Origin of the sequence: Agrobacterium vitis (genome assembly GCF_013337045.2) — a bacterium.
Lineage (GTDB): Bacteria > Pseudomonadota > Alphaproteobacteria > Rhizobiales > Rhizobiaceae > Allorhizobium > Allorhizobium vitis_B.
In genome coordinates, this window is sequence record NZ_CP118261.1 from 495,895 (window position 1) to 520,497 (window position 24,603).

Below are 24,603 nucleotides of genomic sequence, written 5' to 3' on the forward strand. Positions count from 1 at the left end.
TGCTTGTTCTTGATTGATGATCAGCCGCCCAGTTTCTGGATTGCATGCGGCGTGGTGGCGAAGGCCACATTCTTGGTTTCCATATAGAAATCGAACGACCAGTCGCCGCCGTCACGGCCAATGCCGGAATTTTTAACGCCACCGAAGGGCGTTGGCAGATGGCGCACATTCTCGGAATTCACCCAGATCATCCCGGCTTCGAGCTGATCGGTGAAACGGAAGGCGCGGGTCACATCAGATGTCCAGAGATAGCCCGTCAGGCCGTATTGAACGTCATTGGCAATCGCAAGCGCTTCGGCCTCATCCGTGAACGGGATCGCCGTCAGCACAGGGCCAAAGATTTCTTCCTGCGCAATCCGCATCTGGTTGTTGGCACCGGTAAACAGGGTTGGCGACACATAGCAACCACCGCCGGGACCATCAAATTTCGCACCGCCCGCCGCCACTGTCGCGCCTTCGGATTTGCCAATGGCGATATATTCGAGAACCTTTTTCTCATGCACGGGGTGAACCAACGGCCCGATCACCGTTTCAGGGTCAAGCGGATGGCCAACCTTGATGCGCTTGGCCTTTTCAGCCACCATGGCGGTAAACCTGTCATAGACACTGGCCTCGACCAAAAGGCGCGAAGATGAGGTGCAGCGTTCGCCGTTCAGCGAGTAGATCATGAACACGGCGGCGTCCGCTGCCCGTTCCAGATCAGCATCGGCAAACACGATCACCGGGTTTTTGCCCCCCAGCTCGAAATGCACGCGCTTTAGCGTATCAGCCCCCTGTTTCATGATCATCGATCCGGTGCGGCTTTCGCCGACAAAACCGATGGCCTTGATCAGTGGGTGCTCTGTCAACGCCTTGCCCGCATCTTCGCCCAAGCCATTGACGAGGTTCCAGACACCCTTTGGCAGGCCTGCCTCTTCGGCAATCTCCACCAGAAGACGGGCTGTCAGCGGTGAAAATTCCGCTGGTTTGTGAACAATGGTGCAGCCGGCGGCCAAGGCAGGCGCAATCTTCCACGTGGACAGCATGAACGGCGTGTTCCAGGGCGTGATAATGCCCACTGGGCCAATGGGGGTGCGGGTGGTGACATTCACCTGACCGGGTGCGCGAATGCTCTTGCCATCCCGTGCTTCTGGGGCGCGATCAGCGAAGAAGCGGAAGTTTTCTGCACCACGCAGCGCGGCTTTCGCCATGAATTTCAGCGATTGTCCGGTATCCATCGCCTCAACAAAGGCAATTTCCTCAGCGCGGGCCTCAATGGCATCGGCGATTCGGTGCAGCAGCTTTTTGCGCGCATCGCCGCCCAAGGCGGCCCATGCAGGAAACGCAGCGCGGGCCGCCTTGGCAGCCAGATCAATATCGGCAGCCTTGCCGTGAGCAACTCGCCCCAGCGGCTTCAAATCAACCGGAGAGATCGTCTCAAAGGTTGCGCCATCAAGGGCCGCAACGGCCTCACCATTGATGTGGTTCAGAACGCCATCTTGCGCAAAGCGGGCAAGGTAATTCTTCGCCTTTTGAATATTGTCTTCAAGCTTGGACATAATCTCTCCGTCGTCTCGTTCAGGCAGCGGACGTGCAGGCGTGCTGCGGCCCTGTTGCGCATTAATCTCTGTTGGATTTGGGGGCCGAAAGTGAGCCGTCAGCCGGTCTTTTGTCGTAGCCGTGGATGGATGGCGTTCTTTTTCCAGCTCAGGTCGGGATCGATCTCGCGGATCTCCAGCGTCAGCGCGAAATGAGGCGTCTCAAAGAGGGTGGCGAGTTCTTCCGTCACCACGGCAAAAATGCGCTCACCCACTCGCTTTTTATCCTCGGCACTGCGACCGACACCCACCCGGAACGACATGTCGATGAAGGCGTTTTCTGGCAATCTGTCGGCAATGGCATAAGCCTCTGCACGAAACGCTCGAACCCGCACCGCGCCAATTTCAAACAATCCCGTTGCCAGCAGCTCATCCAGAATTCGGCCGCACAGAGCATCAAAATCAACCCGACCATCAAGGTTGGATGAGTATTCAATATTGAAATGCGGCATAGTTCCTCCACCGCTGACCAGTTGGCTCCCCGCCAATGTAGTTATCATGTTAAATATATTGGCGAGGGTGTCAAGCGGTCCGCATCATAATTATCGCGGCAGTGCCATTGCTGGTGAGGCGACGTTGACAAAGCTCCGATCGAAATACAGCAGCGCGTCCCCATCGCTGCGGGTGCGAATGTCAACAACTTCACCGATCATGATATTGTGCGTGCCCACCAGACGGGCTTCTTTCAGGTAGCAATCAAATGAGACTATGGCTCCCGCCAGCGCATGATTGCCGGAGGCAAACTCGACCCAATCCGCAGCGGCAAAGCGCGACGCCATATCCTGCTCCCGGCCAGCAAAAAAGCCTGCCAAATCCTTGTGATCGGCTGTCAGGACATTCACGCAAAAACGGCGGTTCTCCATAAAAAGTCCGGTCTGGGCCGAGCGACTGTTCATGCACACCAGCAAGGTTGGCGGCTCATCCGTTACCGAGCACATGGCGGTGGCGGTGAACCCGCCGCGTCCGGCGGGTCCATTGGTGGTGATGACATTGACTGGCGCGCAAACCCGCGCCATAGCGTCTCGAAATTCGGCTTGCGATACAGGTGTAGGGAGCATGACCGCCGTCCTTATTCAGCGGCATCGCGCAGAGCATCCGCGCGGCCGTCAAGCGGTTGCAGCCAGGTGTCGCCGGTCCAGCCGTGCTCGTCGTAATCGCCCATGCAGGTATCCACCAACGCTTCCATATCGCGCAGCACCCTGCCCTTTTCGGCACCCTTCAACACCTGAAGACGGACATCTTCGGGCGTTCCGGCATAGTTCAGCTCATAGAGCGCATGGCGGCCGCCAAATTCGGTGCCCGTCGCATCCCAGAGCAATTTCATGATCTTGATGCGCTCCTTGTGGCCCATATCGTTGGAGCCACGCACATATTGCGCCAGATAGCGATCAATCTCGGGATTGGCGAAATCTTTGGCCGATGATGGCAGGTAAATCAGCCCGGAGGCCACAGAGCGGCGGATCAGGTCGATAATGCGCGGATAGGCATCCGACATGAAGGCGCGGTAGCAAAGCGCCGCTTCGAGGTTCGGCAATTTGGCACCGCCCACCCACTCCTGCGGATTGCGCGCCATGGCATCGTAAAACGCCTTGAACTTGTGGCGCAGGGCAATCACCTCGCCCAGCATGGCCTGATTGCCACGGAACGCATCGCCGCCAGTGGCGCGGAGTGCCTTGGCCAGCAGGCCCGCCAGAAACTCCAGCTTGACGATAAAACGACCGCAGCCCTGGAAGCAGAAGCCCTGCATGAAGCCGGACATCACCGTGAACGACAGGATACGCTTGGCATCCTTGTAAATCAGAATGTCTTCCCAAGGCACAAACACGTTGTCGAGCACGAGAATGGCGTCATTTTCATCAAACCGCGATGACAGTGGATAGTCAAACGGCTGGCCCAAGCGGTTTGAGGCTTCCTCATAAGAGGTGCGGCAGAACATCTTGATGCCGGGCGCATTCATCGGAGCAATGAATGTCAGCGACAGGGATGGGTCTTCGGTGACGGTGGCAGACGCCTGCGCCAGAAGATTGTAATGGGTCAGCGCCGACGATGTGGCCACAACCTTGGCCCCGGAGACATAAACCCCCGCATCGGTTTCCTTGGTCACATGGACAAAAACGTCCTTCACATGCTCGGCGGGCTTGTGCCGATCAATCGGTGGATTGACGATGGCATGGTTGAGAAACAGCGCCGATTCCTGCGTGCGCTTGTGCCACGCGCGGGCATTGTCGGCATAATCGCCATACCATTCGGCGTTGACGTTCAGCGTGTTCATCAACGACGCTTTATAATCGGCGGTGCGGCCCATCCAACCATAGGTCATGCGCGCCCATTCGGTAATCGCGCCCTGCTGGGCAACAAGATCCTCAACCGAGCTGGCATGCTTGAAAAATTTATGGGTATAGCCGCCATTGCCAGTATCGGTTGGCGTGGTCAAAATATCCTTCTTGGCCGGATCGTGCAGGGCATCATACAGCCGGGCCAGAGAGCGCACGGAATTGCGCATGGACGGGTGGGTGGTAACATCGTCTACCCGCTCACCATTGATATAGACTTCGCGTCCATCGCGCAGCGATGCGATATATTCAGCACCGGTGAATGGACGTGTTTTTTCACTGCGGAAATCTTCGGCTTTCATCTCAGTTCCTCCCTTGACGATGATCAAACCGTAGCCCTTGCCATTCGTGTCAACCATGGACAGAATGGCAAAATCAATTGTACTTTTTTCGGCGGATGCCTTCTCATGACTGTTCCCAGCTTTTTCATTTACGGCGAGCCGGACAAGCAATTGGACATTGGTTTTCTGCATGTCGAAACCGTGATGGAGCGCAGACACATGCATTATGGCCGTGTCGATGCCCATAAACATGATCGAATGGCGCAAATAACCCTCTGGACCAGCGGTCACGGCAGCTATTTCATCGAAGATCAGCAATTGGATTTTATTGCACCGGCTGTGTCTTTTGTACCAAGCGGCGTGGTGCACGGATTTACAGTGGCAGCCGATGTTGCCGATGCGATTGTTGCCTCTATTGCTGACAGCGCCCTTCCCCAAATTGCAGCGTTTTCATCTCTCGATTTCGATCAACCCATCATGGCCCGTGGGCAGAGCGACCATCCCGCGTGGAGCAAGCTTCTCGTCATCATGCAGCGCCTGCATGATGACTATCGGCAAGGCCATGCGGCATCGCTTGCGGCGCTGGTGGCTGTTGCCACCAATGACCTCGCCAGCCTTGACCATGCCCCGGCAAAAGGCGGCAATGGGCTGGCGCAGGCCTTCCGACGTCTGGTCGATGCGCATTTTCGTGAAAACTGGCCCGTTGAACACTATGTTTCAGCGCTTGGCACCACGCCGCATTTGCTCGGCAAATCCTGTCGGCAGGCCTATGGTCTCTCGGTCAAGGCTTTCATTGATGAGCGCCGCCTGCTGGAAGCAAAGCGGCTTCTTTTGTTTACAGTGCGCTCGGTTGAAGATGTGGCCTATGAAATCGGCTTTCACGATCCGGCCTATTTCTCCCGCTTTTTCAACAATCGCACCGGCCTGCCGCCGGGCGAATGGCGCAATGGACAAAAAAACCGACCCGCCTGATACTGCCAAGTCTTGCGATCCGGGCCGGAATGGAACAATGAACGTGTTAAGATAATATAAGAGTTGGAAGAAAATGGCTGACGGACCCCTGAAACCGCATGAAAACGCAGAGGCGCTGGAAGGTGTAACCGCACCGCGCGCCACGCGCCGTTCCCTTCCCATTACCCTGTTGCGCGCCCGTGAGGCGGTGATGAGCCATTTTCGGCCCATGCTGGCGCAGCATGATGTGACCGAACAGCAATGGCGCGTCATCCGTGTTCTGCACGAGGCTGGCACGCTGGACGCTTCAGAAGTGGCCGAACGCGCCTTTATTCTGGCCCCCAGCCTGACGCGAATGATCCGCTCGCTGGAAGAACGCGGCTTTATTTCCAAGCACAAGGACAGCGCCGACGGGCGCCGCGTGCTGCTCAAAATCGCCCCTGCTGGAGACATGATCATTCGCGAGGTCATGCCCGACAGCCGCAAGATCTATCAGGACCTCGAAAATCGCTTCAGCCGCGAGCGGATGGAGATTTTGCTAGAGCTTCTGGACGAACTTGCCTCCTATCGCAACGAAGCTGGCGGATCACCGCAAGAAGATTGATCGTCAACTGGGTCCGCCAGTGGGAAGCATCGCAGTTTTGCGCTTGCGCTCGGCCACCATTAGCATATCGATAAAGGATCTCACCTTGGCGGGTCGAAATCTGGCCGGTGGAAACACGGCATAAATGCCGCCCTGCGGCAGCGTCCACTCCGGCAAGAGGCGCACCAGTTTCCCGGCCCGCACATCGGCCTCAACCATATAATCGGGAAACACGGCAACGCCGACACCAGCCGCCATGCAGGCATAGGCCGTCGGTGTTTTATCCGTGGTCACAGTAGGTTGGGCTTCTACTGTCACCGTCTCCTCCTTGCCACGAGAGAAGGTCCAGCGAAGGGCATTTCTCAAAGCTCTGTTGGCAATCCAGGGAAGGTGTGCGACATCCGCAGGCGCAAGATTCGCAGCAATACCGCTGGCAACGGCGGGTGTTGCGACGAGAATTTGTTCAAATGTGCCAAGCCGCCGGGCCTGATGGCTGGAATCCGACAACCACCCGACCCGAATGGACAGATCGATTTTTTCAGCAATCAAATCACTGACGCTGTCATCAAAGATGACATCAACATGCATTTGAGGATTGGCTTTTCGATACTCGGCAATTGTCGGAGCCACAACGGCTGCCCCATAGTCGAGCGGGGCGGTCAGTGTCAGCGTTCCCGATGGCTCTGCATTGCGCAGCGACATTTCTCCATAGGCGGCTTCGGCCTCGCGCAAAATCAGCACGCAGCGCTGATAAAACAGCTTGCCATCCTCTGTGGCATGCAGCCTGCGGGTCGTGCGCATCAGCAACGTCACGCCCAGTTCTTCCTCAAGCCGGGCGATCTGGTGGCTGACAACGGCCTTGGCCACACCCATGCGATCCGCCGCTGCGGTAAAAGACCCCGCCTCGACAACAGCTGTAAAGAAGATCAGCCGATTGAGATTCAGCAGGTCACTCATTATTGTCTCATTCAATCATACAGTCTGTATGATTGAATGATATTTATTGACGATTCAAGACCTGAGATAGTGATGCACAGTAATTCACCATCGAGGGACTTTCCAATGATCACGCGCCGCGAAACCTTCAAACTTGCCGCCGCTGCTGGCGTTGCCGCCGCTCTGCCCCTGACCTTGGCCCGTGCGGCTGGCAGCCCGCTGGCATGGACATTCTTTCAGGCCAATGAAGCAGGCTTTCGCCGCACACCTGTGCTGCTCACGGGCAAGAAAGATGCAATCCTTGTCGATGGCGGCTTTACCCTTGCCGATGGCAAAACGGTTGCTGACGCCATCAAGGCAACCGGCAAGCGCCTGACCACGATCTATATCAGCTGCAACGATCCCGACTATTATTTCAGCCTGCGCCCGATTGTTACAGCCTTTCCCGATGCGAAGGTCATTGCCAAGCCAGCCACCGTTGAGGCCATCAAGGCCAATGTCGAGGCAAAATTGAAGGTTTGGGGACCGCAGCTCAAGGAGAATGGCCCGCAGACGCTGGCCGACGTGGTAATCCCACAAGCCTCCGACGCCACCTCGCTTGATCTCGAAGGCAATGCAATCGACATCATTGAAGTGCCGGATATGCATGACCGTCGCTATCTCTCTGTGCCATCGCTTGAAGCCGTGTTCGGCGGCGTTTTGGTCGATTCCGGCAACCACGTCTGGGTCGCCGATACGGCAACCGTTGCGCTTCGTGCGGCGTGGATCAAGGCGCTTGACGGCATCATTGCCCGCGCACCCAAAATCGTCGTTCCCGGCCATCAGGTTGAAGGTGCGCCACAAGGTCTCGATGCCGTCAAGTTTACCCGCGACTATCTGGTTGCTTTCGAAGAAGAAATGGGCCGCACCAAGGACAGCGCCGAGCTGATCGCAGCCATGACCAAGCGGTATCCGAATCTGGCAGACGCATCGTCGCTTGAACTGGGTGCAAAGGTGGCAAAAGGTGAAATGAAGTGGGGTTGATACCCACGTCTCCATCAAGCGTGATGCAAGCGTTGCACACCAACCATTGAGAGGATCATCTTATGGCTAAAATTGCTCTTATCGGTGCCTCCGGCAATGCCGGAGCCCGTATTTTGAAGGAGCTGGTTGATCGCGGTCACACGGTGACGGCGATTGCCCGCAATCTTGAAAAGATTGCATCCTTGCCATCCGTCACTGCGGTCAAGGGCGATGTCTACGACAAGGACGGGCTTGCGCTCATCCTCAAGGGACATGATGCCGTTATCAGCTCCGTACACTTTACCGCCAGCGACCCGGATCTGCTGATCGAGACCGTTCGGGCATCGGGCGTTCGCCGCTATCTGGTGGTCGGCGGCGCTGGCAGCCTTGAGGTTGCTCCCGGTGTGACACTGTTGAGCACGCCGCAATTCCCCGAGGCCTACAAACCAGAAGCAACCAAAGGCGGCGAGTTTCTCGACACGCTGAAGACCGTTGACGATCTTGATTGGACCTTCCTGTCTCCATCGGCAATGTTCGAACCGGGCGAGCGCACCGGCACGTTCCGTCTCGGCAAGGATACATTGCTGGCCAACGACGAAGGCAGCCGGATTTCCTTCGAAGACTATGCCATCGCGCTTGTCGATGAAATTGAAACACCGAAGCACATCAAGCAGAGATTTACGGTCGGTTATTAAAATTACCGCGCAGAGCGTTTCCGTTCGAAACGGAAACGCTCTGCGTTTTTGTCATGACGGCAAAAGGGTCTCTGCGTCGCTCGCCAACGCCAGTGTATCCGTCACCTCATTTCCCTCCCGCTGCACTTAATCCGGCATCAAGCGCTGTCAGGATGCGATTGACATCTTCAGCGGTGATCACCAGCGATGGCGAAAGGATGACATTGGAGCCAGAGGTGCGCACCATCACGCCTGCGTCATAGGCGACATCCTGCACCTTTTGCACGACATCTTTCGGCGCTCCGGTTTTCAGCTCACGGTCGCTCACCAGTTCCAACGCGCACATCAATCCTTTGCCGCGCACATCGCCAATCAATGCGTGGCGTGTCTGCAATTCCTTGAGGCCCGCCAAAAGCTCATCGCCCCGCGCGCCAGCATTGGCGGCAACGTCCAGACGTCTGGTTTCCTTCAGCGTCGCCAGTGCGGCGGCAGCGCCAACGGGATGGCCGGAATAGGTATAGCCGTGGCCAATCGAGCCAATGCTGTTCTTGTTGGCTTCAAACACTTCCGCAATCTTGTCGGAAATCATCACCACCCCAAAGGGGAAATAGCCGTTGGTGATGGCTTTGGCGGTGGACATCATATCCGGTTTGACGCCCCACAAACGTGATCCGGTCCATGCTCCGGTTCGGCCAAACGCGGTAATCACCTCATCGGCAATCAGCAAAATACCATGCTTGTCGCAGATGGCGCGCATCATCGGCATGAAGGTTTCATGCGGCACAATGATGCCGCCAGCCCCCAGAACCGGCTCCATAATCAAGGCCGCGATGGTGTCGGCTCCCTGAAAGGCAATCTCATCTTCGAATTGACGGGCAATGGCGGCGGCGATCTCTGCCGGATCATTCAGGCCAAACGGATTGCGATAGGCATAGGGTGCCGCCAGATGGAAAACACCGGGCAAAAGCGGTTCATAATTGCGGCGGAAATTGCTATTGCCGTTGACCGAAGCACCACCGAAATGGGTGCCGTGATAGCCTTTTTTGAGCGCGAAGAACTTGGTGCGTTCCGGCTGACCATTGACCTTGTGATATTGGCGGGCAAGCCGCAGGCAGGTTTCCACCGAATCCGAGCCGCCTGACGTGAAGAAGGAGCGGCTGAGACCATCTTCCTTGAACCACTCTGCAAGCTCGAAGGACAGTTCGATCAACGGCGGATTGGTCGTGCCGCGAAAGGCGGAATAATAGGGCAGCACATCCAGCTGTTCGCTGATGGCCTTTTTGATCGGATCACAGGAATAACCAAGATTGACATTCCAAAGTCCGCCAACCCCATCCAGCACCGTTTTGCCATCAATATCGGTGATTTCAACACCGGATGCCGATGCAATGATGCGCGGCGGGTTCGCCAGCATTTCGGCCGGATGAGCCATCGGATGCCAGACATGGCGGGCATTGTTTTCAGTCAGGAAATTTGTCTCGCGCATGGCGATATCCTCTTCTCTCAAAGTCCAAGCATGGAAAGGGCGCGGGCGTAACCGTCCGCAGGGCGTGTAACGTCAAAATGGACACAAGGAAGATTGACCGCTTGCGCGCCTTCAATGTTCTTCAACTGATCGTCAACGAAAACGCAGGCGTCGCGCGGCAGGCCGATCTCGCTGATCACCTGCTCATAAGCGCGTGGATCAGGCTTCAGGATCTTCGTATAAGTCGCATCCACGATCACATCGAAGAGATCAATCAGCGGGAAACGTTTGCGGAATTCGACCCCGTAAAACAGATCAAGCTCGTTCGACAGGATGGCGAGTTTCAGCCCCGCCGCTTTGGCGCGGGTGATGGCGTCGCGCGCTTCCGGGCGCAGCACCAATTCGGCCTCTGCTCCACGTGCCCGCTGCACGAAGGTCTGCATGTCGGTCCAGTCTTCACCAACAAGCTTGCCGACTTCACGGGTCCGCTGCATCCAGTAATCGCGCTCGGTGATCTCGCGCTTTTGCATTGATGCCCAAAGGACATCATTATCAGCATCGAACGGGCCGCGCCAATTGAGCGTGCCGGGTTCAAGCCCCAAAGCCCGCTCGGTAATGTCGTGGGTTTCGAACAAGGTGCGGGTTACAACCCCGCCGAAATCAAGGATCAGTGCACGATTGCCTGTCATGGTTTGCCTTCCGGAATAATGCCTTGCGCGACCCAGTCGTCAAAGACGGCGAGAGCGTGAGCGGAAAATGTGGGGGAATTGATATGGGCTTCGACCTCGTGAAGCGTCACGGAATCGGGGATGGCGCGGCGCATGGCCTGCGTGAAGGCCTCAAGCCCTTCCGGGTCATGCAATGCCTCGCCCACCTCATCCCATGCCTGCACACCGTGCAAGGGCAGCAAAAACGCAACAGGCGCGGTGGAACGGGAGAGCTTTTCACCAATCAGCGCCGCCGTTTCCCGTCGCCCAATATGCGACGTTGTCACAGACCCAAGCAACCGATTGTGCGCATGGTAAGGGCGATCCGCCAAAGCGGCGGGCACAGGTTGCCAGGCCGGGAGATCAACCATATCCATGGCGCCGGGTGCCACCAGCTGCGGAATGCCGCACCGACCCGCGTTTTCCAGACGATCCGCGCCTGACGTGACGACCGTGCCGTTTTGGTGATTGACAACTTCCTGAACACAGAAATCGAAAACGGCAGAGAAGCCATTTTGCGCCGCAATCGCCTCAAACGCACGACCACCCATGCCTGTCGAGTGGAAGATCGCCACGTCATAGCCGCGCTTTTCAAGCTCGGGGCGCAGATGTTTCATATATTTGAGGCAGGACGAGCCAAGCGAGGTGATGCCAATCAGCGGCTTGTCTGCCGCAGGCTTCACGCTTGCACGCGCAGCCCCCACCACCGCACCACAGGCCTGTGACAGCACAGCGCGGCAAATGCCGTTCAGTCCATAAAGGCCACCGGCCCATAAAATCATCATCAAATCCGGCGCAATCCGCTCCGGCGGCAAAAGATGGGAATAGGCAATGGTTGACACCACAAATTTTGGCAGGCCCAGAGGCATTGCCAGCGCAACATCAAGCGCAAGGTCGGTGCCCATGGAGCCGCCCAGAACGATCATGCCGTCCACCTTGCCTGCTGCGCAGAGGTTGCGGGTCAGCGCAACAGCCCCTTCCGACATCAGCGCCATCGCCGAATGTTCATCACCGCTGTCAATAATATCCTGAATGGACACGCCTGCGGCTGCGGCAATGTCGTGTCTGGAATAGTCTGGCTGATAGGGCGGGTCCGCTAGTACGCTGACATCGACCATGACGGGTACGCCGCCTGCCGTGCGAATAATATCTGCCATAAACTGAAGCTCGGCGGATTTGGTATCGCCCGTGCCAATGACGAGAATATTCGGCACGAGACTATTTGGATTTTTTTCAATCGCTGATGACGCTCGAAGACTCATTCAAGCTGTTCCCTTTGTTGTTTTTACTGTTCCCCAAGGTCGTTAGGACCCGTAATATTTTTCTGAAATGCGTTTGGCGGCCTCGGCCACCGATGCTCCTAAACTGTTGAGCGTGTTGATATTGGCACGCACCAGAGGTGCGGCGATGGCAATGGTACCAACCGGCTGGCCGCTTGGTGTACGAATGGGTGCCGCGGTGCTGACCACACCGCTTTCAAGCCCCTGTTTGCAGATCGAAAATCCGCGCTCGACCGTTTCAGCCAGCATTTTTCGGACCTCAGACGCATCCGTGACCGTATGCTCGGTGAAGGATTCCAGCGGGTTTGATAAAGCGGCATCAATCCGGTGCGCATCAGAAAAAGCGAGATAGGCCAAGCCCGAAGCCGTGGCATGAAAGGGCAGATAGCTGCCAATTTCGACAATGACGCGATGAGCACGGGTTGAATCTTCAACGTGAATTGTCGCCAGACGACCACCCGTGAATTCCGACAGATGCACTGTCTCTTGCGACGCTTCCGCAAGCTCTTTGACAAAGGGAATAGCCGTGCGCAGAAACGGATAACGCGCTTCGCGAATGCGGGCCAATCGCACGGGGGCCGATCCAATCCGGTATTTCCGGCTCTCCTGATCCTGCTCGACAAAGCCGTGTTTTTCCAGCTCCACAAGCAAACGCCGTGTGGTTGCCTTATCGAGTTCGCTAAGGCGGGCAATATCCGTAAGCCCCGCGTCTTTGTTCAGCAGCGACAGGCTCTCCAGCAGTGACAAGGCTTTCCCGACGGTGCTCACACGGTTTCTCCCTCGTTGCGTCAGCAGATTCTCTGAAAGGCTCAAATCTACTTAACATGCGAATTAAGTTGACAGGTATGGATATTATTTGCAAGTCTATATTTGAAGTTACGGTTCATTATTTGAACCAATACTCCGATTGGCGCAGAACAAGATAAAAATCACCCGCCCTTCGATCCGGATTGACACTGGGAAGCTGCTCGCCGCGACAAAAATGTCCTGAGCAAAATCGGATAATCCAAAAGGGGAACGTTAAAACAATGGATCATCAACTCTCGAAAAGTGCAGAGGAAAATCAGCTGCGCAAGAACAGTCTCGGCGTCGGAGCCGTGACCTTTCTGGTGGTGTCGGCAGCGGCACCTCTGACGGCGGTGGCAGGCGGTGTTCCGCTGTCGATGTTGCTTGGCAATGGCGCTGGCATTCCGCTGACATTTCTGCTGGTCACCGCCATTCTGGTGCTGTTTGCCGTTGGTTATGTTGCCATGGCGCGCCATATCCGCAATGCCGGGGCCTTTTATGCCTATACGGCGCAAGGCCTTGGCGGCATGATGGGCGGGGCTGCGGCGCTCATCGCCATTCTGGCTTACAATGCCATGCAAATTGGCATCTTCGGCATGTTTGGTGCCGCAACCTCCGGCCTGTTTGCGGGTTTCGGCCTTGCCCTGCCCTGGTGGGTCTGGACCTATCTCGGCGTGGCCATCGTTGCGATTTTTGGCTATCGGCGAGTGGATTTTTCGGCCAAAGTGCTGACGGTTCTCGTCATTCTTGAATATCTCGTGGTGCTGGTCATTGATGCTGCGATTTTCATCAAGGGTGGAGACAGTGGCCTGTCTGCCGTTCCGTTTACGCCGGGCGCCCTGATGAGCGGCTCGCCAGCCATCGGCATCCTGTTTTGTTTTGCCTCCTTCATCGGTTTTGAGGCCACCACAATCTACAGCGAAGAAGCGCGCGAACCCCACAAGACCGTTCCGCGTGCGACCTATATTTCGGTGCTGATCATTGGCCTGTTCTACATGCTGACCTCATGGCTGATGGTCAATGGTGCGGGCGTGGACAAGCTGGTGCCGGAGCTGCAAGGCCTTGCCGATCCCACCACGTTCCTGTTTGTTCTCGCCGAGCGCTATGTCGGCACATGGATCACGCTGGTCATGCAAATCCTGTTCGTCACCAGCCTGTTTGCGGGCGTTCTGGCGTTCCACAATGGCGTTGCCCGTTACATGTACGTTGCCGGGCGTGAAGGCCTCCTGCCCAAATCCGTCGGCACCACGCACCCGATTTTCCAGAGCCCGCACGTTGGCTCGGTGATTCAGACGGTGATTACCGTGCTGGTCGTGGCGGTGTTTGCCCTCACCGGACAAGACCCGGTGCTGGCGATGTTCTCATGGCTCACCAATGTTGGCACGCTGGCCATTATTCTGCTGATGGCTTTCACCGCCTTTTCGATTGTCGCCTTCTTCAGCCGCAATCCCGGGCTTGAAAACAATCTGCTGGTCACCAAGGTTCTGCCCATCATCACCGGCGTCATTCTGGCGTGGCTGGTCTTCTATATTTCCACCAATTTCGGCAGCATTGCTGGTGCAAGCGGTGTGCTGGCGGTGGTCCTGCCGGGCCTTGTGCTGATTGCTGCCATCATTGGGTTGATCTGCGCCGCACGGTTGAAATCGACTGATCCGGCCCGATTTGCCCGTTTGGGTGCTGGACAGGATGTGTAGCGGATTAAAACGCGCCCAATGGCAGGCACCACGCCTGCCATTGGGGTTTGCAAAACAGTGATTTGCGAGGAATGACATGCAGGATAAAATCAATCAGCTTCGGACGCTTCAAATTCCACCTCAGTCGCTGTTTATCAATGGCGCTTGGCACGCTCCCCTGAGCGATGCCTCAATGGACGTGATCTCGCCCATCGACGGCAGCAAGCTGACGACCATCGCCGATGCGGGCGCACAAGATGTTGATCGCGCCGTCAAGGCAGCCCGCGCCGCCTTTGACAAGGGACATTGGTCAAAAGCAGCGCCCGCCGAGCGCAAAAAAGTGCTGCTGCGCATTGCCGAGCTGATCGAGCGCGATGCACTGGAACTGGCTGTTCTGGGCGTGCGCGACAACGGTACGGAAATCAGCATGGCACTGAAAGCCGAACCGGGCAGCGCCAGCGGCACGTTTCGCTATTACGCCGAAGCGATCGATAAAATATATGGCGAAATTGCCCCCACAGCCGAGGGCGTGTTGGGCCTGATTCACCGCGAACCTGTTGGCGTTGTGGCGGCCATTGTGCCGTGGAATTTCCCGATGATGATTGGTGCATGGAAGATCGCACCCGCCTTGGCAGCAGGCAATTCCGTGGTGTTGAAACCGGCGGAGGGTGCATCGCTGAATCTTCTGAAACTCGCCAGCCTCTGTGCGGAAGCAGGCTTGCCGGAGGGTGTGCTGAATGTCGTAACCGGACGCGGCGCAATCACCGGTGAAGCCATTGGCATGCACGGGGATATCGACGTGCTGGTCTTCACCGGCTCCGGCGGTGTGGGCCGTCGCCTGCTGGAATATTCGGCACGCTCCAACCTGAAACGGGTCTATCTTGAGCTTGGCGGCAAATCTCCCAATATCGTGTTTGCTGATGCACCAGACCTCGACAAGGCCGCCAAAACATCGGCTTTCGGCATTTTCAGAAATTCGGGACAGGTCTGTGTGGCGGGTTCGCGCCTGCTGGTGGAAAAATCCATTCATGAAGAATTTGCGGAAAAACTCGCCCGGATTGCCACATCGATTAAAGTGGGTGACCCCCTGTTGTTGAGCACAGAATCCGGTGCCATCTCCAGTGAAATTCAGCTTGAGAAGGATCTCGGTTTTGCAAAACAGGCCCTTGCGGAAGGGGCGCAACTGAGAGCGGGTGGCGGACGGATTTTGGAAAAAACCGGCGGGTTTTACATGCAGCCAACCGTGCTGGATGTGACGCCGGACATGACCCTTGCGCGAGAAGAGGTTTTTGGCCCCCTTCTCGCCATCATCCCGTTTGAGACCGAAGCAGAGGCCCTGCACATCGCCAATGCAACAGATTATGGCCTTGCCTCTGCCGTGTGGACATCCAACCTTTCGCGCGCCCATAAAATGGTGCGCGGCATCAAGGCTGGTGTCGTGCATGTCAACACCTATGGCGGGGCCGACAACACAGTGCCTCTGGGTGGCGTCAAGCAATCGGGCAATGGCCACGATAAATCACTGCATGCGCTGGACAAATATTTAGACCTGAAAACCGCCTGGTTTCAGCTCTGAGCGCGGAAAATCTCAAGCGAGATAGGCCTTGTGCAAAATCTCCGGGTCCCGCTCCAGAATGGCGGGATCACCACTGTAGACCAGACGCCCGCGTGACATGACATGGGCCACATCGGCAAGCTTGAGCGCAACAGCCGTGAATTGCTCAATCAACAAAACGCCTGTTCCCTCCTGCGCCAGCCGTGTCACCACGCCCATCAGGCGTTTGACAATCAACGGTGCCAGTCCAAGCGACATTTCGTCGGCCAGAATGAATTTGGGTCTGCAAATCAGCGCTTGTCCAAGCGCCAGCATCTGTTGCTGGCCGCCGGACATTGAGCCAGCCCGTTGGGATTTCCGCTCTGCAAGTTCTCCAAAAATCGCGTAGATTTCATCAAGAGCGCGGGCAAGCTCGACCTTCGAATGGACGTGGCCCGCCGCCCGCAGATTGTCGTCTACTGAGAGGCCCGCCAGAACCCGATGCCCTTCCGGGACAGCGGCAATACCGGCGGCCCGCACCAGATTGGGCGATGCGCCAACCAATGGGCGACCGTCGATTTCGATATGCCCGCCCTCCACTGGCAAAAAACCCGCCAGCGCCAGGACAAGCGAGCTTTTGCCTGCCCCATTGGGGCCAAGAAGGGCCGTAACCTTGCCCGGCTCCAGCGACAGCGAGAGATCATCGACAGCGAGTTTTACCCCACGACGGATTTTAAGATTGCGAATATGGAGCAGACTCATGCGGCATCCTCCACACCCAGATAAACCGCCCGGACACGATCATCTTTCAGCACCGCAGCCGTCTCCCCATACATCACCAGTGCACCAAAATCGAGAACCATGGTTTTGGTGCAGGTTGCTTGAATGAGGTCAACGTCATGGTCGATCAGCAGTGTCATTGCGCCAGTGTGGTCTGCAATGCCCGTGATCACATCGCGCAGCTTGGCGACCTCGTTCTGGGCAAAACCTGCACCGGGCTCATCCAGCAGCAGGAGGCGCGGTTTTCCGGCCACGCAACGCGCAAGCTCAACCATGCGCCGCTCGAAAGCATTCAGGCTTTCAGCCCGCACGTGTCGCTGCGCCAGAATACCGGTATAATCCAGTGCCGCCGATACCGCCTGCTCGGTTTGGGCACGGCTGAGGCGGAGCGGGTCAAGCACCACCCGCACGTTCTCTTCAACCGTCAGGTCATCCACCACCTGCTCCTTCTGGAACGATCGCCGCAGCCCCCATTGGGCGCGCTGATGCGGCAAAAGCGGTGTTATCGACTGACCAAAGGCCATGATCGTGCCCTGTATGGGACGAACGATGCCGGAGAGAACATTGAGAAACGTGGTTTTGCCCGCACCATTCGGCCCGATAATGCCAACCACGGGAGCGTCCAACTCCACCGTGACGTGGTTGAGGGCAGTCACACCACCAAATTTGACCGTCAGGTCATCGATTTTAATCATGCGCGTCCCCTCATTCTGGAGGCCAGTGCAGCACTCAGATCCTGCAACTGCCCAGCGAGACCACGCGGTGCGGTCATCAAGGCATGGATCAACGCCGCACCAAAGATGATATAGGCGGCATCACCATTGACGCCGAGATCATTGAGAATGGCAGGCACGAAGCGATAGAGAGCGGCGGCGAGAATGGCACCAAACCAGCTCCACGACCCGCCAACGATGGTGAGCGCGAACATCATGATGGACTCTGCTGCCGGAAAAGAACGCGCATCAAGGAGTTGCAGATTGCCAGCCAGCAACACGCCAGCAACTCCGGCCAGAAAGCCCGACAAGGCAAAGCCCCAGATCTTGTAAAACGTGACATTGACGCCAACCGACATGGCAACCGCCTCGGACCGGCGGATCATCGCCCAGGCCCGCCCCGGCTTCGACCGCTCATGCCAGCGGATCAACAAAAAGCCGAGCACCACAACCAGCACACAATAGCTGAAATAGGCGCTGTCAGACTGAGCAAGCATCGGGCGTGGCATGTATTTGACCGATTGGACCGCAAAACCCGAAAACCCGGAGCCGCCATTGGGAAATTGCACCACATTGATCACAATGGCAAAGCCACCAGCCACCATCAATGTAACCAGAGCCAGATAAAGCCCGCGCATGCGCAGTGCCGGATAAGCGAAGATCATCCCGATCAGCGCCGTTGCGACACCACCCAGCACCATATTGATTTCAAACAGCAGGCCCGTGCCATGCGCCAGCCGTAGACCAACCCAGCCCCCGCACCCCATCAGCGCCACTTGGGCCAGAGACACAAGGCCCAGACGGCGATAGAGCAGTGCAATGCTGGCCGAGGTGAGGGTGAAAACAGCAACCGAGGTCAACACTTTCAGCCACAAGGCACCGATCAACAGCGGCAGGCCAAAGGCGACAATGGCCACAAGCAGCCCAAGGGCAAGTGCTGTGCGATTGACGTTTGATCCCGCCGCAACACCGGGCGTGGACATGGATGTTTGCACCATTGTCATCAATCCTCTCCTGAGAACGTCAACTGGCGTCCGCGCTGGAGCCACATGAGGGCGAGAATTGCGATCACAAACGGGGCCGCGACCCGCAACGGTGCCAGTGGTTTGACAAGCGTGAGCATGCTTTCGATCACGCCGATGATCAGGCCTGCGCAAAAGGTCACTGGGATGGATTGCAACCGTCCGACCACGGTGGTGGCAATCATTGGAATGACCAGAAAGGTCAAAACGGCGGGATCAAGGCGCACCAGATCGCCAAACATCAGGCCTGTGAAACCTGCCAGCAGGCCCGACAGCCCCCATGCAACCGCTTCAACACGCTGTATCGGTATGCCCAAGACACTTGCCACTTCCCGATTGTCGGCCAGAGAGCGCATCAACAGGCCCATGCGGGTGCGTGCCAGATAGATCCCCATTCCAAGAGTGACGACCAGCCCTGTCACCAGCGCGATCAGGCGGGTGCCATTGACCCTCATGCCCAACAGATCAACGCTCAACATATCCGAAAACAGGGAGAGCTTTCTGGGTGTGACAACCCACAGCAGGTTCATCACCCCCAAAAGGCAAAGCGCAAAACCAAGTGTCGCAACAGCCTTGACCACTGGCTCGCGCTTGGAAAGTCCCGGTGCAACCAACAGGCCAAACCCCAGCGACAGCAGCAGGCTGACCGCGAGGCAGCCGCCCCAAGCCAGCGGCTCCGGTAGTTTCCACGCCAGAAGCTGCCAAGCGCTCATGGCTCCCACGGCACCAATGGCACCGTAGGCAAAATTCAGCACGCCCGTGGCGCGGTTGAGAATAACAAGTCCAACCCCGCCCAGCGCGTAAAGAGCGCCCACGGCAAGACCGGAAACCAGGAACATTCCGTAGGCACCCATGATCTGCCATCCACTCAGTTGGTGATGCCGAGCGCTTTTTCCTGAGCCCGATAAGGCTCAAGATAGGCGCTATCGACATCAGTACAGGGGCCGACAACCTTGTAACCACCATTGACAAACTGCACCATCATATTGGCGTGGTTGGGCATATGGCGATCCCCATCGCCGACATAATAGGGTCCGCACAGAAGATCCGATTTTTCGTTCTTGATGGCCCGGATCGCGTCCGTCACGGTGGCGCGATTGATCTTGCCGGGATCAAGCTTCAATATGGCATCGGTGAAAAACCGTGCCGAGAGATAGCCCGCCTGACTAAACGTATCGCGTGGATCGCTCTTGGCACCATATTGATCAAGGATTGCCCGCCAATTGTTGGCATCTGGCCCAGTGCCATCAATCGGTGTCAGCTCGGTATTGACATACATCACCCCGGACCATGCATCTCCGAGAAGAGCTGGCACATCCCGATCATAAAGCGGCGTTGAGGAGATCCATTTGAAGGAATCCCGCTGGCCGGATTGCAATGCGACCGACAGAAACGCCGCTGCCATGCCCGCTGGCAGATTGACCAGAATGGTGTCAGGACTATTGGCCACCGCTTCCAGAAAGGCGGAATTCATATCCGCCGTACTGGGATCGATCAGAACGCTGGAGCCTTTGAGTCCCTTGGACGTCATGTATTTTTCCGTCCAGCCGCAAGAATATTGACCAACGGTTGGAATGGTCAGACCAATGCAGGTGACATGTTTGGATTGCAGATTGGCAACCGCCCATTGCGCGGCTCCGACACTGGAGGGCATAGGCCCTTCATTGGTCGAAACGATATTTTTCGATTCAAAGCATTCGGCAACAGCACAGCCGGATGCCATCGACATCACGCCTTCCTGCTCATACAATTTGGCGTTCACACCCATTTCCACAAAGGATGCGGAGCCCACCAGAGCGACGACCTTTTCATCCTTCACCAGTTTGGTGGCGACTTGCGCTGCGGTTTCGGGGTTCCACTGATCATCCTTGACGAGATAATTGATGGGTCGCCCGTTGATGCCGCCATTTTCGTTGACGCAGTTAAAATAGGCCTGAGCAGCCTTGGATGCGGACGAAAAATCATCCGGTCCCGTCTGGCCGATCACAGCGCCAACCTTGATCGGCTCGCCCGTGGCTTTTTTGCCATTGTTGAGACCGCAGGTTGCTGCCGCCGATGCGGTTCCTGCCATGAAAAACAGCGCACCGATAACGGCGGCTCCGGTGAGATAATGCTTGCTCATGCTTTCCTCCCAAAAAGCTGTACGATGATTGCCTCAGGCGGCGTGGTCCTTGCCCAGAATGAAGCGACTGACTCTTTCGCCAATCATGATGGTCGGCGCATTGGTGTTGCCCGAAACCAGCGTTGGCATGATGGATGCGTCTGCCACCCTTAGCTTATCGACCCCGCGCACCTTCAGGTCTTCACTCACCACCGCCATTCGGTCATCTGCTGCGCCCATTTTGCAGGTGCAGGACGGGTGGAAGACGGTTTTGGAGACCGTCCGGATATAGTCGCGCAGCGCCGCCGGGTCCTTTTCAATGCCGGGGGCTGGCAAGACCCGGCGCTTGATCAGCTTGGCAAGCGAGGGCGCTTCAGTGATCTTGATGGCCAGTTCAACCCCGCGCACCAGCGTTTCGAGATCCGCCGGATTGGAAAAGGAATTGGCATTGAACAGCGCCGAATCCTTGGGATTGGCCGAGCGCAGCTTGACCGTGCCGCGCGACTGCGGGCGCAAGAAGCAAGGCCCGATCGAAATACCATGGCCGGGCACGGTTTCACGCTCGGCGAAACCGTTGAACGATGGCAGAACGTGGAATTGAACGTCCGGCTGACCCGTGCCGCTGGTATCCACGAAGCCACCCGATTCCACCACGGTGGAGGTCAGCAAGCCGGTCTTCGTCAGCAGATATTGCAGCATGTGTGAGGCAGCGGCCAAGCCCTTGTCCTGACCGAACATCGAAATCGGGTCTTTAACCTCGGCCTGCACCGTGGCTTCCAGATGGTCCTGATAGTTCTCGCCCACACCCGGCAAATCCACAAGAACCTCAATGCCGTGCGACTTCAAATGAGACGCCTCACCAATGCCGGAAAGCTGCAAAATCTTGGGAGAGGCAATGGCACCGGCGGACAGCACAATCTCGCCCTTGGCAAGAATTGTTTCGCCCGTGGACAGCAAAACACCCTTGGCGGTTCGCCCGTCAAACAGGATCTTATCGACCTTGGTTTTGGTCATAATGGTAAGATTGGCGCGGTTTTCGGCATCGCGCAAAAACGCCTGGGCAGCGCTCCAGCGGCGGCCGTTATAGGTTGTCGCCTGATAAAAACCGACGCCGTCCTGATCTTCACCATTGAAGTCTTCGTTGTATTTCAGCCCCACTTCCTGAGCGGCGCGAATGAACGCCCAGGAAAGCGGATGGCCAAAGCGACGATCCGAGACCTTCAACGGGCCATCCGCTCCATGATAGTCACCGGACAGCCGTTGATTGCCTTCCAGATCGCGGAAAACCGGCAGAACGTGATCATAAGACCATGAACGGCACCCCATCTGCGCCCAGCTATCATAATCCTGCTTTTGGCCGCGCACATAAATCATGGCATTCAGTGAGCTGCTGCCACCAATTACATTGCCTTGCGGCACAACATTGACACGGCCATTCAAGCCCTTGTCCGGCTCGGACGTATAGAAATTCACATCCCGGCCCTTCTCCAGCACCTTGAAGAAGGTGGCTGGAATGTGAATGAATTTTTCCGTGTCCTGCTGACCGCCTTCGATCAGCAGCACCCTGTTTTTGGGGTTTTCCGACAGTCTGGCAGCGGCCACACAGCCCGCCGAGCCACCGCCAATGACAATATAGTCAAATTCGCGCATAATCACCTCCCGCACGGCAGTTTTCAGCCGTCGCGCACACCGTCAAATTCTTGTGAAATCAGCAGAAAACCGATTGAATCGTGGTCAGTTCCTTGAGGCCATCCGCCCCGAACTCCACGCCAATACCCGATTGCTTGACGCCGCCAAACGGCGCATTCGGCTGAATGGCTCCATGCTTGTTGATCCACACCGAGCCACATTCCAACCGTGCCGCCACCGCCTTGGCGGCCACGGGATCACTCGACCAGACAGAGCCTCCCAACCCGGCTGGATTATCGTTGGCCTTGGCAATGACCTGATCAAGATCCGTGTAGCGAATGATGGGCAATGCCGGGCCGAACTGCTCATGGTCAACCAGCTTGGCACCGTGATCGATATCAGCCACCAGAGTGATAGGATAGAAATAGCCCTTGCCATCCTTTGGCGCACCGCCGATCAGCACACGGCCACCTCTATCAACGGCATCCTGCACATAGGAGGATACGATGTCATATTGCATCTTGTTCTGGACCGGCCCCAGAATGCTGTCTTCGGCCAGTCCGTCGCCCAGCTTGACGCTGGCGGCATAGGCAGACAAGGCGTCGCACACCTGATCATAAAGGCTGTCATGCACATACAGGCGCTTCAGGCAGGCACAGGTCTGGCCGCTGTTGATGAACGCGCCCCAGAAGAGACCCTCGGCAATGGCGTTCGGATCGGCATCGGGCAGGACAATCCCGGCATCATTGCCGCCAAGCTCAAGGGTCAGACGCTTCAATGTATCGGCAGCCGAAGCCATGACCTTGCGGCCCGTGGCTGTTGATCCGGTGAAGGTAATCTTGGCGATGTCCTGATGGGTTGTCAGCAGCGCACCAAGTTCATTGCCGCCGGTTACCACATTCAGCACACCCGCAGGCAAGACTTCGTTGATGAGTTGGACCATGCGAATGGTTGACAGAGGCGTATAGGGCGATGGCTTGATGATCACCGTATTGCCCACGCGGATTGCCGGAATGATATGCCAGATGGCAATCATCACAGGCCAGTTCCAAGGCGTGATTGAAGCGACCACGCCGATTGGCTTGCGGTGCAATTCCACCCGCCCTTCCGGGCCATTCTGAAGAACTTCCACTGGCAGATCCAGCGATGCCGTATGACGGGCCCACGCGACGGCTCCACCGATTTCAAAGCGCGAACCCAGACCATTCAGCGGCTTGCCCTGCTCCAGCGTCAAGAGATGGGCAAGCTCATCCGCATGGGCTTCCAGCGTGTCGGCAATCGCCACACAGGCTTGCGCGCGCTCATCCGATGTCTTGGCAGACCACAGCGGAAATGCAGCCTTGGCGGCGGCAATGGCCTGTTCAAGCTGCTCGGGTGAAGCAAGCGGCATAAGACCGGCCACGTCGCCGGTCGATGGATTGGTAACTTCGGCATAGCCTGCCGTCTCGACGGCCTTGCCGCCAATGATCAGCGAATAATGCGACATGACTTCCTCCCATGCACGTTTTCTGTCTCCAGAGTAATCAGCAGAGAGGTTCACGTCTTGGATGCGGGCGCAGCGTGAATTGGACAAAAACGCGGAAATATACGCCCCAGTGCTGTCAGCTTCTGGAGATTACATCCTTTGGAGAGCAATCGAAAAGCTTGCGAAAGCAGCGGTTGAAATAGGAGATATCATTGAAACCCACGGAGTAGGCAATACCGGCAATGGTGTTGTTATCTTCGTTCCCTTTCAGCCGTTGCAATCGCGCACGCGCCAGATTCAGCCGTCTGAGCTTGATCATGCCAGTCACCGTCATGCCTTGCGCGTTCAGATCATCTTGCAGGGTTCGCAATGACACGCCAACGCGATCAGCCAACCATTGCGGCGACAGCCATTCCTCGGTCAGGTGTTCATCGATCAGCACCTGAACAACCTCAAGGCGGCCCATGGTGCTATCCGCCTGAATGAACAGCGCTTCATCCGTATTGCAGGAAAAGGCTTGCCGGGTGGCATTGAAGAACAGCTCCCGCAGATGCGGTGCGCGGGCATCATTGTGGTCGGTTTTCATCATCTTGGCCACGAGGGCCGCCAGCATCACCGACATCGGATCATCCGAGCCAATTTTGCGGGTCACGGACATTCGGCTGGACTTGTCCGACAGAAGCAGTTGGCGTGGCAAATGCACGGACAGATGATTGGAAAACAAACCGCCGAAATAAAAGGTGGATGGCCGGGCGGAATCCACCAAAACACAATCACCTGGGTCCAGCCGCTCCTGCCGCCCCGCTTGTGCTATTCCGCAAGAGCCTTCGAGCTGTAGCAACAGAAAAAGATTGTCGCCACTATCGGCCCGGATATCATCGGGATCACGGTGGATCAGGTCGAGATCATTGGCAACCTGCGCCAGTTCAAGCCCAGCCACGTCACAGACCGTGGCCCCTCCCCTCACCCTGTCGCCGTTCTGCACTGGACGCGGATTGAAACTACCGCATATGGACTTCAGCTTGGCCGACCAGTCCTCAAAATCAAGTGCAGGCCATTGATGTGGAATAAACCCGGATAGGTTTGCCGTTTGCATGTCCGTCTCCTCCCA

23 protein-coding genes are annotated in these 24,603 nt (G+C 56.9%); 6 read left to right on the forward strand and 17 right to left on the reverse strand.

What is annotated here, in order from left to right; all coding sequences use genetic code 11:
• Positions 1-20: 20 nt before the first annotated feature.
• From hpaE to G6L01_RS25235, 4 genes are all read right to left on the reverse strand, one after another.
• A complete protein-coding gene (gene hpaE / locus G6L01_RS25220) occupies positions 21-1,538 on the reverse strand; it encodes a 5-carboxymethyl-2-hydroxymuconate semialdehyde dehydrogenase (protein WP_060716971.1) in 1,518 nt (505 codons plus the stop codon).
• 98 nt (positions 1,539-1,636) lie between these two features.
• Positions 1,637-2,029 carry a 5-carboxymethyl-2-hydroxymuconate Delta-isomerase gene (locus tag G6L01_RS25225; RefSeq protein ID WP_060716972.1) on the reverse strand — a complete coding sequence of 131 codons (393 nt, stop codon included), beginning with the start codon at positions 2,027-2,029 and terminating at the stop codon, positions 1,637-1,639.
• 90 nt (positions 2,030-2,119) lie between these two features.
• Positions 2,120-2,635, reverse strand: a complete 516-nt coding sequence (locus G6L01_RS25230; RefSeq protein WP_060716973.1) for a flavin reductase — start codon at positions 2,633-2,635, stop codon at positions 2,120-2,122.
• 11 nt (positions 2,636-2,646) lie between these two features.
• On the reverse strand, positions 2,647-4,212 hold the full coding sequence (locus tag G6L01_RS25235; protein ID WP_060716984.1) for a 4-hydroxyphenylacetate 3-hydroxylase N-terminal domain-containing protein: 1,566 nt from the start codon (positions 4,210-4,212) through the stop codon (positions 2,647-2,649).
• A 105-nt stretch (positions 4,213-4,317) separates the two neighbouring features.
• Here G6L01_RS25235 and G6L01_RS25240 point away from each other — a divergent pair, with 105 nt between their 5' ends.
• Positions 4,318-5,163, forward strand: coding sequence for a helix-turn-helix domain-containing protein (locus G6L01_RS25240; protein ID WP_060716974.1), 846 nt, complete (start codon positions 4,318-4,320; stop codon positions 5,161-5,163).
• A gap of 73 nt (positions 5,164-5,236) precedes the next feature.
• The gene (hpaR, locus tag G6L01_RS25245) at positions 5,237-5,746 is read left to right on the forward strand and encodes a homoprotocatechuate degradation operon regulator HpaR (RefSeq protein WP_060716975.1); all 510 of its coding nucleotides are present in this window, start codon (positions 5,237-5,239) and stop codon (positions 5,744-5,746) included.
• 3 nt (positions 5,747-5,749) lie between these two features.
• On the opposite strand, the gene G6L01_RS25250 is transcribed toward hpaR, so the two are convergent.
• Positions 5,750-6,682 carry a LysR family transcriptional regulator gene (locus G6L01_RS25250; protein ID WP_070166122.1) on the reverse strand — a complete coding sequence of 311 codons (933 nt, stop codon included), beginning with the start codon at positions 6,680-6,682 and terminating at the stop codon, positions 5,750-5,752.
• A 105-nt stretch (positions 6,683-6,787) separates the two neighbouring features.
• Between G6L01_RS25250 and G6L01_RS25255 the strand changes: the two genes are divergently transcribed.
• Together G6L01_RS25255 and G6L01_RS25260 are read left to right on the forward strand one after the other, a co-directional pair.
• Complete coding sequence (locus G6L01_RS25255; protein ID WP_060720069.1) at positions 6,788-7,684, forward strand: MBL fold metallo-hydrolase; 897 nt, start codon at positions 6,788-6,790, stop codon at positions 7,682-7,684.
• Positions 7,685-7,746: 62 nt separating this feature from the next.
• Positions 7,747-8,358, forward strand: coding sequence for an NAD(P)-dependent oxidoreductase (locus tag G6L01_RS25260; RefSeq protein ID WP_060720068.1), 612 nt, complete (start codon positions 7,747-7,749; stop codon positions 8,356-8,358).
• Positions 8,359-8,464: 106 nt separating this feature from the next.
• On the opposite strand, the gene G6L01_RS25265 is transcribed toward G6L01_RS25260, so the two are convergent.
• Genes G6L01_RS25265 through G6L01_RS25280 form a run of 4 tightly spaced genes read right to left on the reverse strand, consistent with a single transcriptional unit; the run spans position 8,465 to position 12,557 of the window.
• Positions 8,465-9,823, reverse strand: a complete 1,359-nt coding sequence (locus tag G6L01_RS25265; protein WP_060720067.1) for an aspartate aminotransferase family protein — start codon at positions 9,821-9,823, stop codon at positions 8,465-8,467.
• 17 nt (positions 9,824-9,840) lie between these two features.
• Entirely contained in the window at positions 9,841-10,491 is a 651-nt protein-coding gene (locus tag G6L01_RS25270; RefSeq protein ID WP_060720066.1) for an HAD family hydrolase, read from the reverse strand.
• Entirely contained in the window at positions 10,488-11,771 is a 1,284-nt protein-coding gene (locus G6L01_RS25275) for a Tm-1-like ATP-binding domain-containing protein (RefSeq protein ID WP_070166124.1), read from the reverse strand. The genes G6L01_RS25270 and G6L01_RS25275 overlap by 4 nt, the downstream gene beginning before the upstream one ends.
• A 42-nt stretch (positions 11,772-11,813) precedes the next feature.
• Positions 11,814-12,557: an IclR family transcriptional regulator gene (locus G6L01_RS25280; RefSeq protein WP_060720064.1), complete on the reverse strand. Its 744-nt coding sequence runs from the start codon at positions 12,555-12,557 to the stop codon at positions 11,814-11,816.
• Between the two features lie 260 nt (positions 12,558-12,817).
• Between G6L01_RS25280 and G6L01_RS25285 the strand changes: the two genes are divergently transcribed.
• Both G6L01_RS25285 and G6L01_RS25290 read left to right on the forward strand, forming a co-directional pair.
• On the forward strand, positions 12,818-14,269 hold the full coding sequence (locus G6L01_RS25285; RefSeq protein WP_060720063.1) for an APC family permease: 1,452 nt from the start codon (positions 12,818-12,820) through the stop codon (positions 14,267-14,269).
• A 76-nt stretch (positions 14,270-14,345) separates the two neighbouring features.
• Positions 14,346-15,824, forward strand: coding sequence for an aldehyde dehydrogenase (locus G6L01_RS25290; RefSeq protein WP_060720062.1), 1,479 nt, complete (start codon positions 14,346-14,348; stop codon positions 15,822-15,824).
• 12 nt (positions 15,825-15,836) lie between these two features.
• Here the strand turns inward: G6L01_RS25290 and G6L01_RS25295 are convergent, their stop codons facing one another.
• The 8 genes from G6L01_RS25295 to G6L01_RS25330 form a co-directional block, all read right to left on the reverse strand.
• Positions 15,837-16,544 (reverse strand): ABC transporter ATP-binding protein, encoded by a 708-nt coding sequence (locus G6L01_RS25295; RefSeq protein ID WP_070166125.1) that lies wholly within the window; start codon positions 16,542-16,544, stop codon positions 15,837-15,839.
• The gene (locus tag G6L01_RS25300) at positions 16,541-17,257 is read right to left on the reverse strand and encodes an ABC transporter ATP-binding protein (RefSeq protein WP_060720060.1); all 717 of its coding nucleotides are present in this window, start codon (positions 17,255-17,257) and stop codon (positions 16,541-16,543) included. Before G6L01_RS25300 ends, G6L01_RS25295 begins: the two co-directional genes overlap by 4 nt.
• Positions 17,254-18,279, reverse strand: coding sequence for a branched-chain amino acid ABC transporter permease (locus G6L01_RS25305; protein ID WP_060720059.1), 1,026 nt, complete (start codon positions 18,277-18,279; stop codon positions 17,254-17,256). Before G6L01_RS25305 ends, G6L01_RS25300 begins: the two co-directional genes overlap by 4 nt.
• The gene (locus tag G6L01_RS25310; RefSeq protein WP_060720058.1) at positions 18,279-19,151 is read right to left on the reverse strand and encodes a branched-chain amino acid ABC transporter permease; all 873 of its coding nucleotides are present in this window, start codon (positions 19,149-19,151) and stop codon (positions 18,279-18,281) included. Before G6L01_RS25310 ends, G6L01_RS25305 begins: the two co-directional genes overlap by 1 nt.
• A 14-nt stretch (positions 19,152-19,165) precedes the next feature.
• A complete protein-coding gene (locus G6L01_RS25315) occupies positions 19,166-20,419 on the reverse strand; it encodes an ABC transporter substrate-binding protein (protein WP_060720057.1) in 1,254 nt (417 codons plus the stop codon).
• A gap of 33 nt (positions 20,420-20,452) precedes the next feature.
• Complete coding sequence (locus G6L01_RS25320; RefSeq protein ID WP_060720056.1) at positions 20,453-22,048, reverse strand: GMC family oxidoreductase; 1,596 nt, start codon at positions 22,046-22,048, stop codon at positions 20,453-20,455.
• Positions 22,049-22,106: 58 nt separating this feature from the next.
• On the reverse strand, positions 22,107-23,513 hold the full coding sequence (locus tag G6L01_RS25325) for an aldehyde dehydrogenase family protein (protein ID WP_070166127.1): 1,407 nt from the start codon (positions 23,511-23,513) through the stop codon (positions 22,107-22,109).
• A gap of 115 nt (positions 23,514-23,628) precedes the next feature.
• Entirely contained in the window at positions 23,629-24,588 is a 960-nt protein-coding gene (locus tag G6L01_RS25330) for a helix-turn-helix domain-containing protein (protein ID WP_060720054.1), read from the reverse strand.
• Positions 24,589-24,603 lie beyond the last annotated feature (15 nt).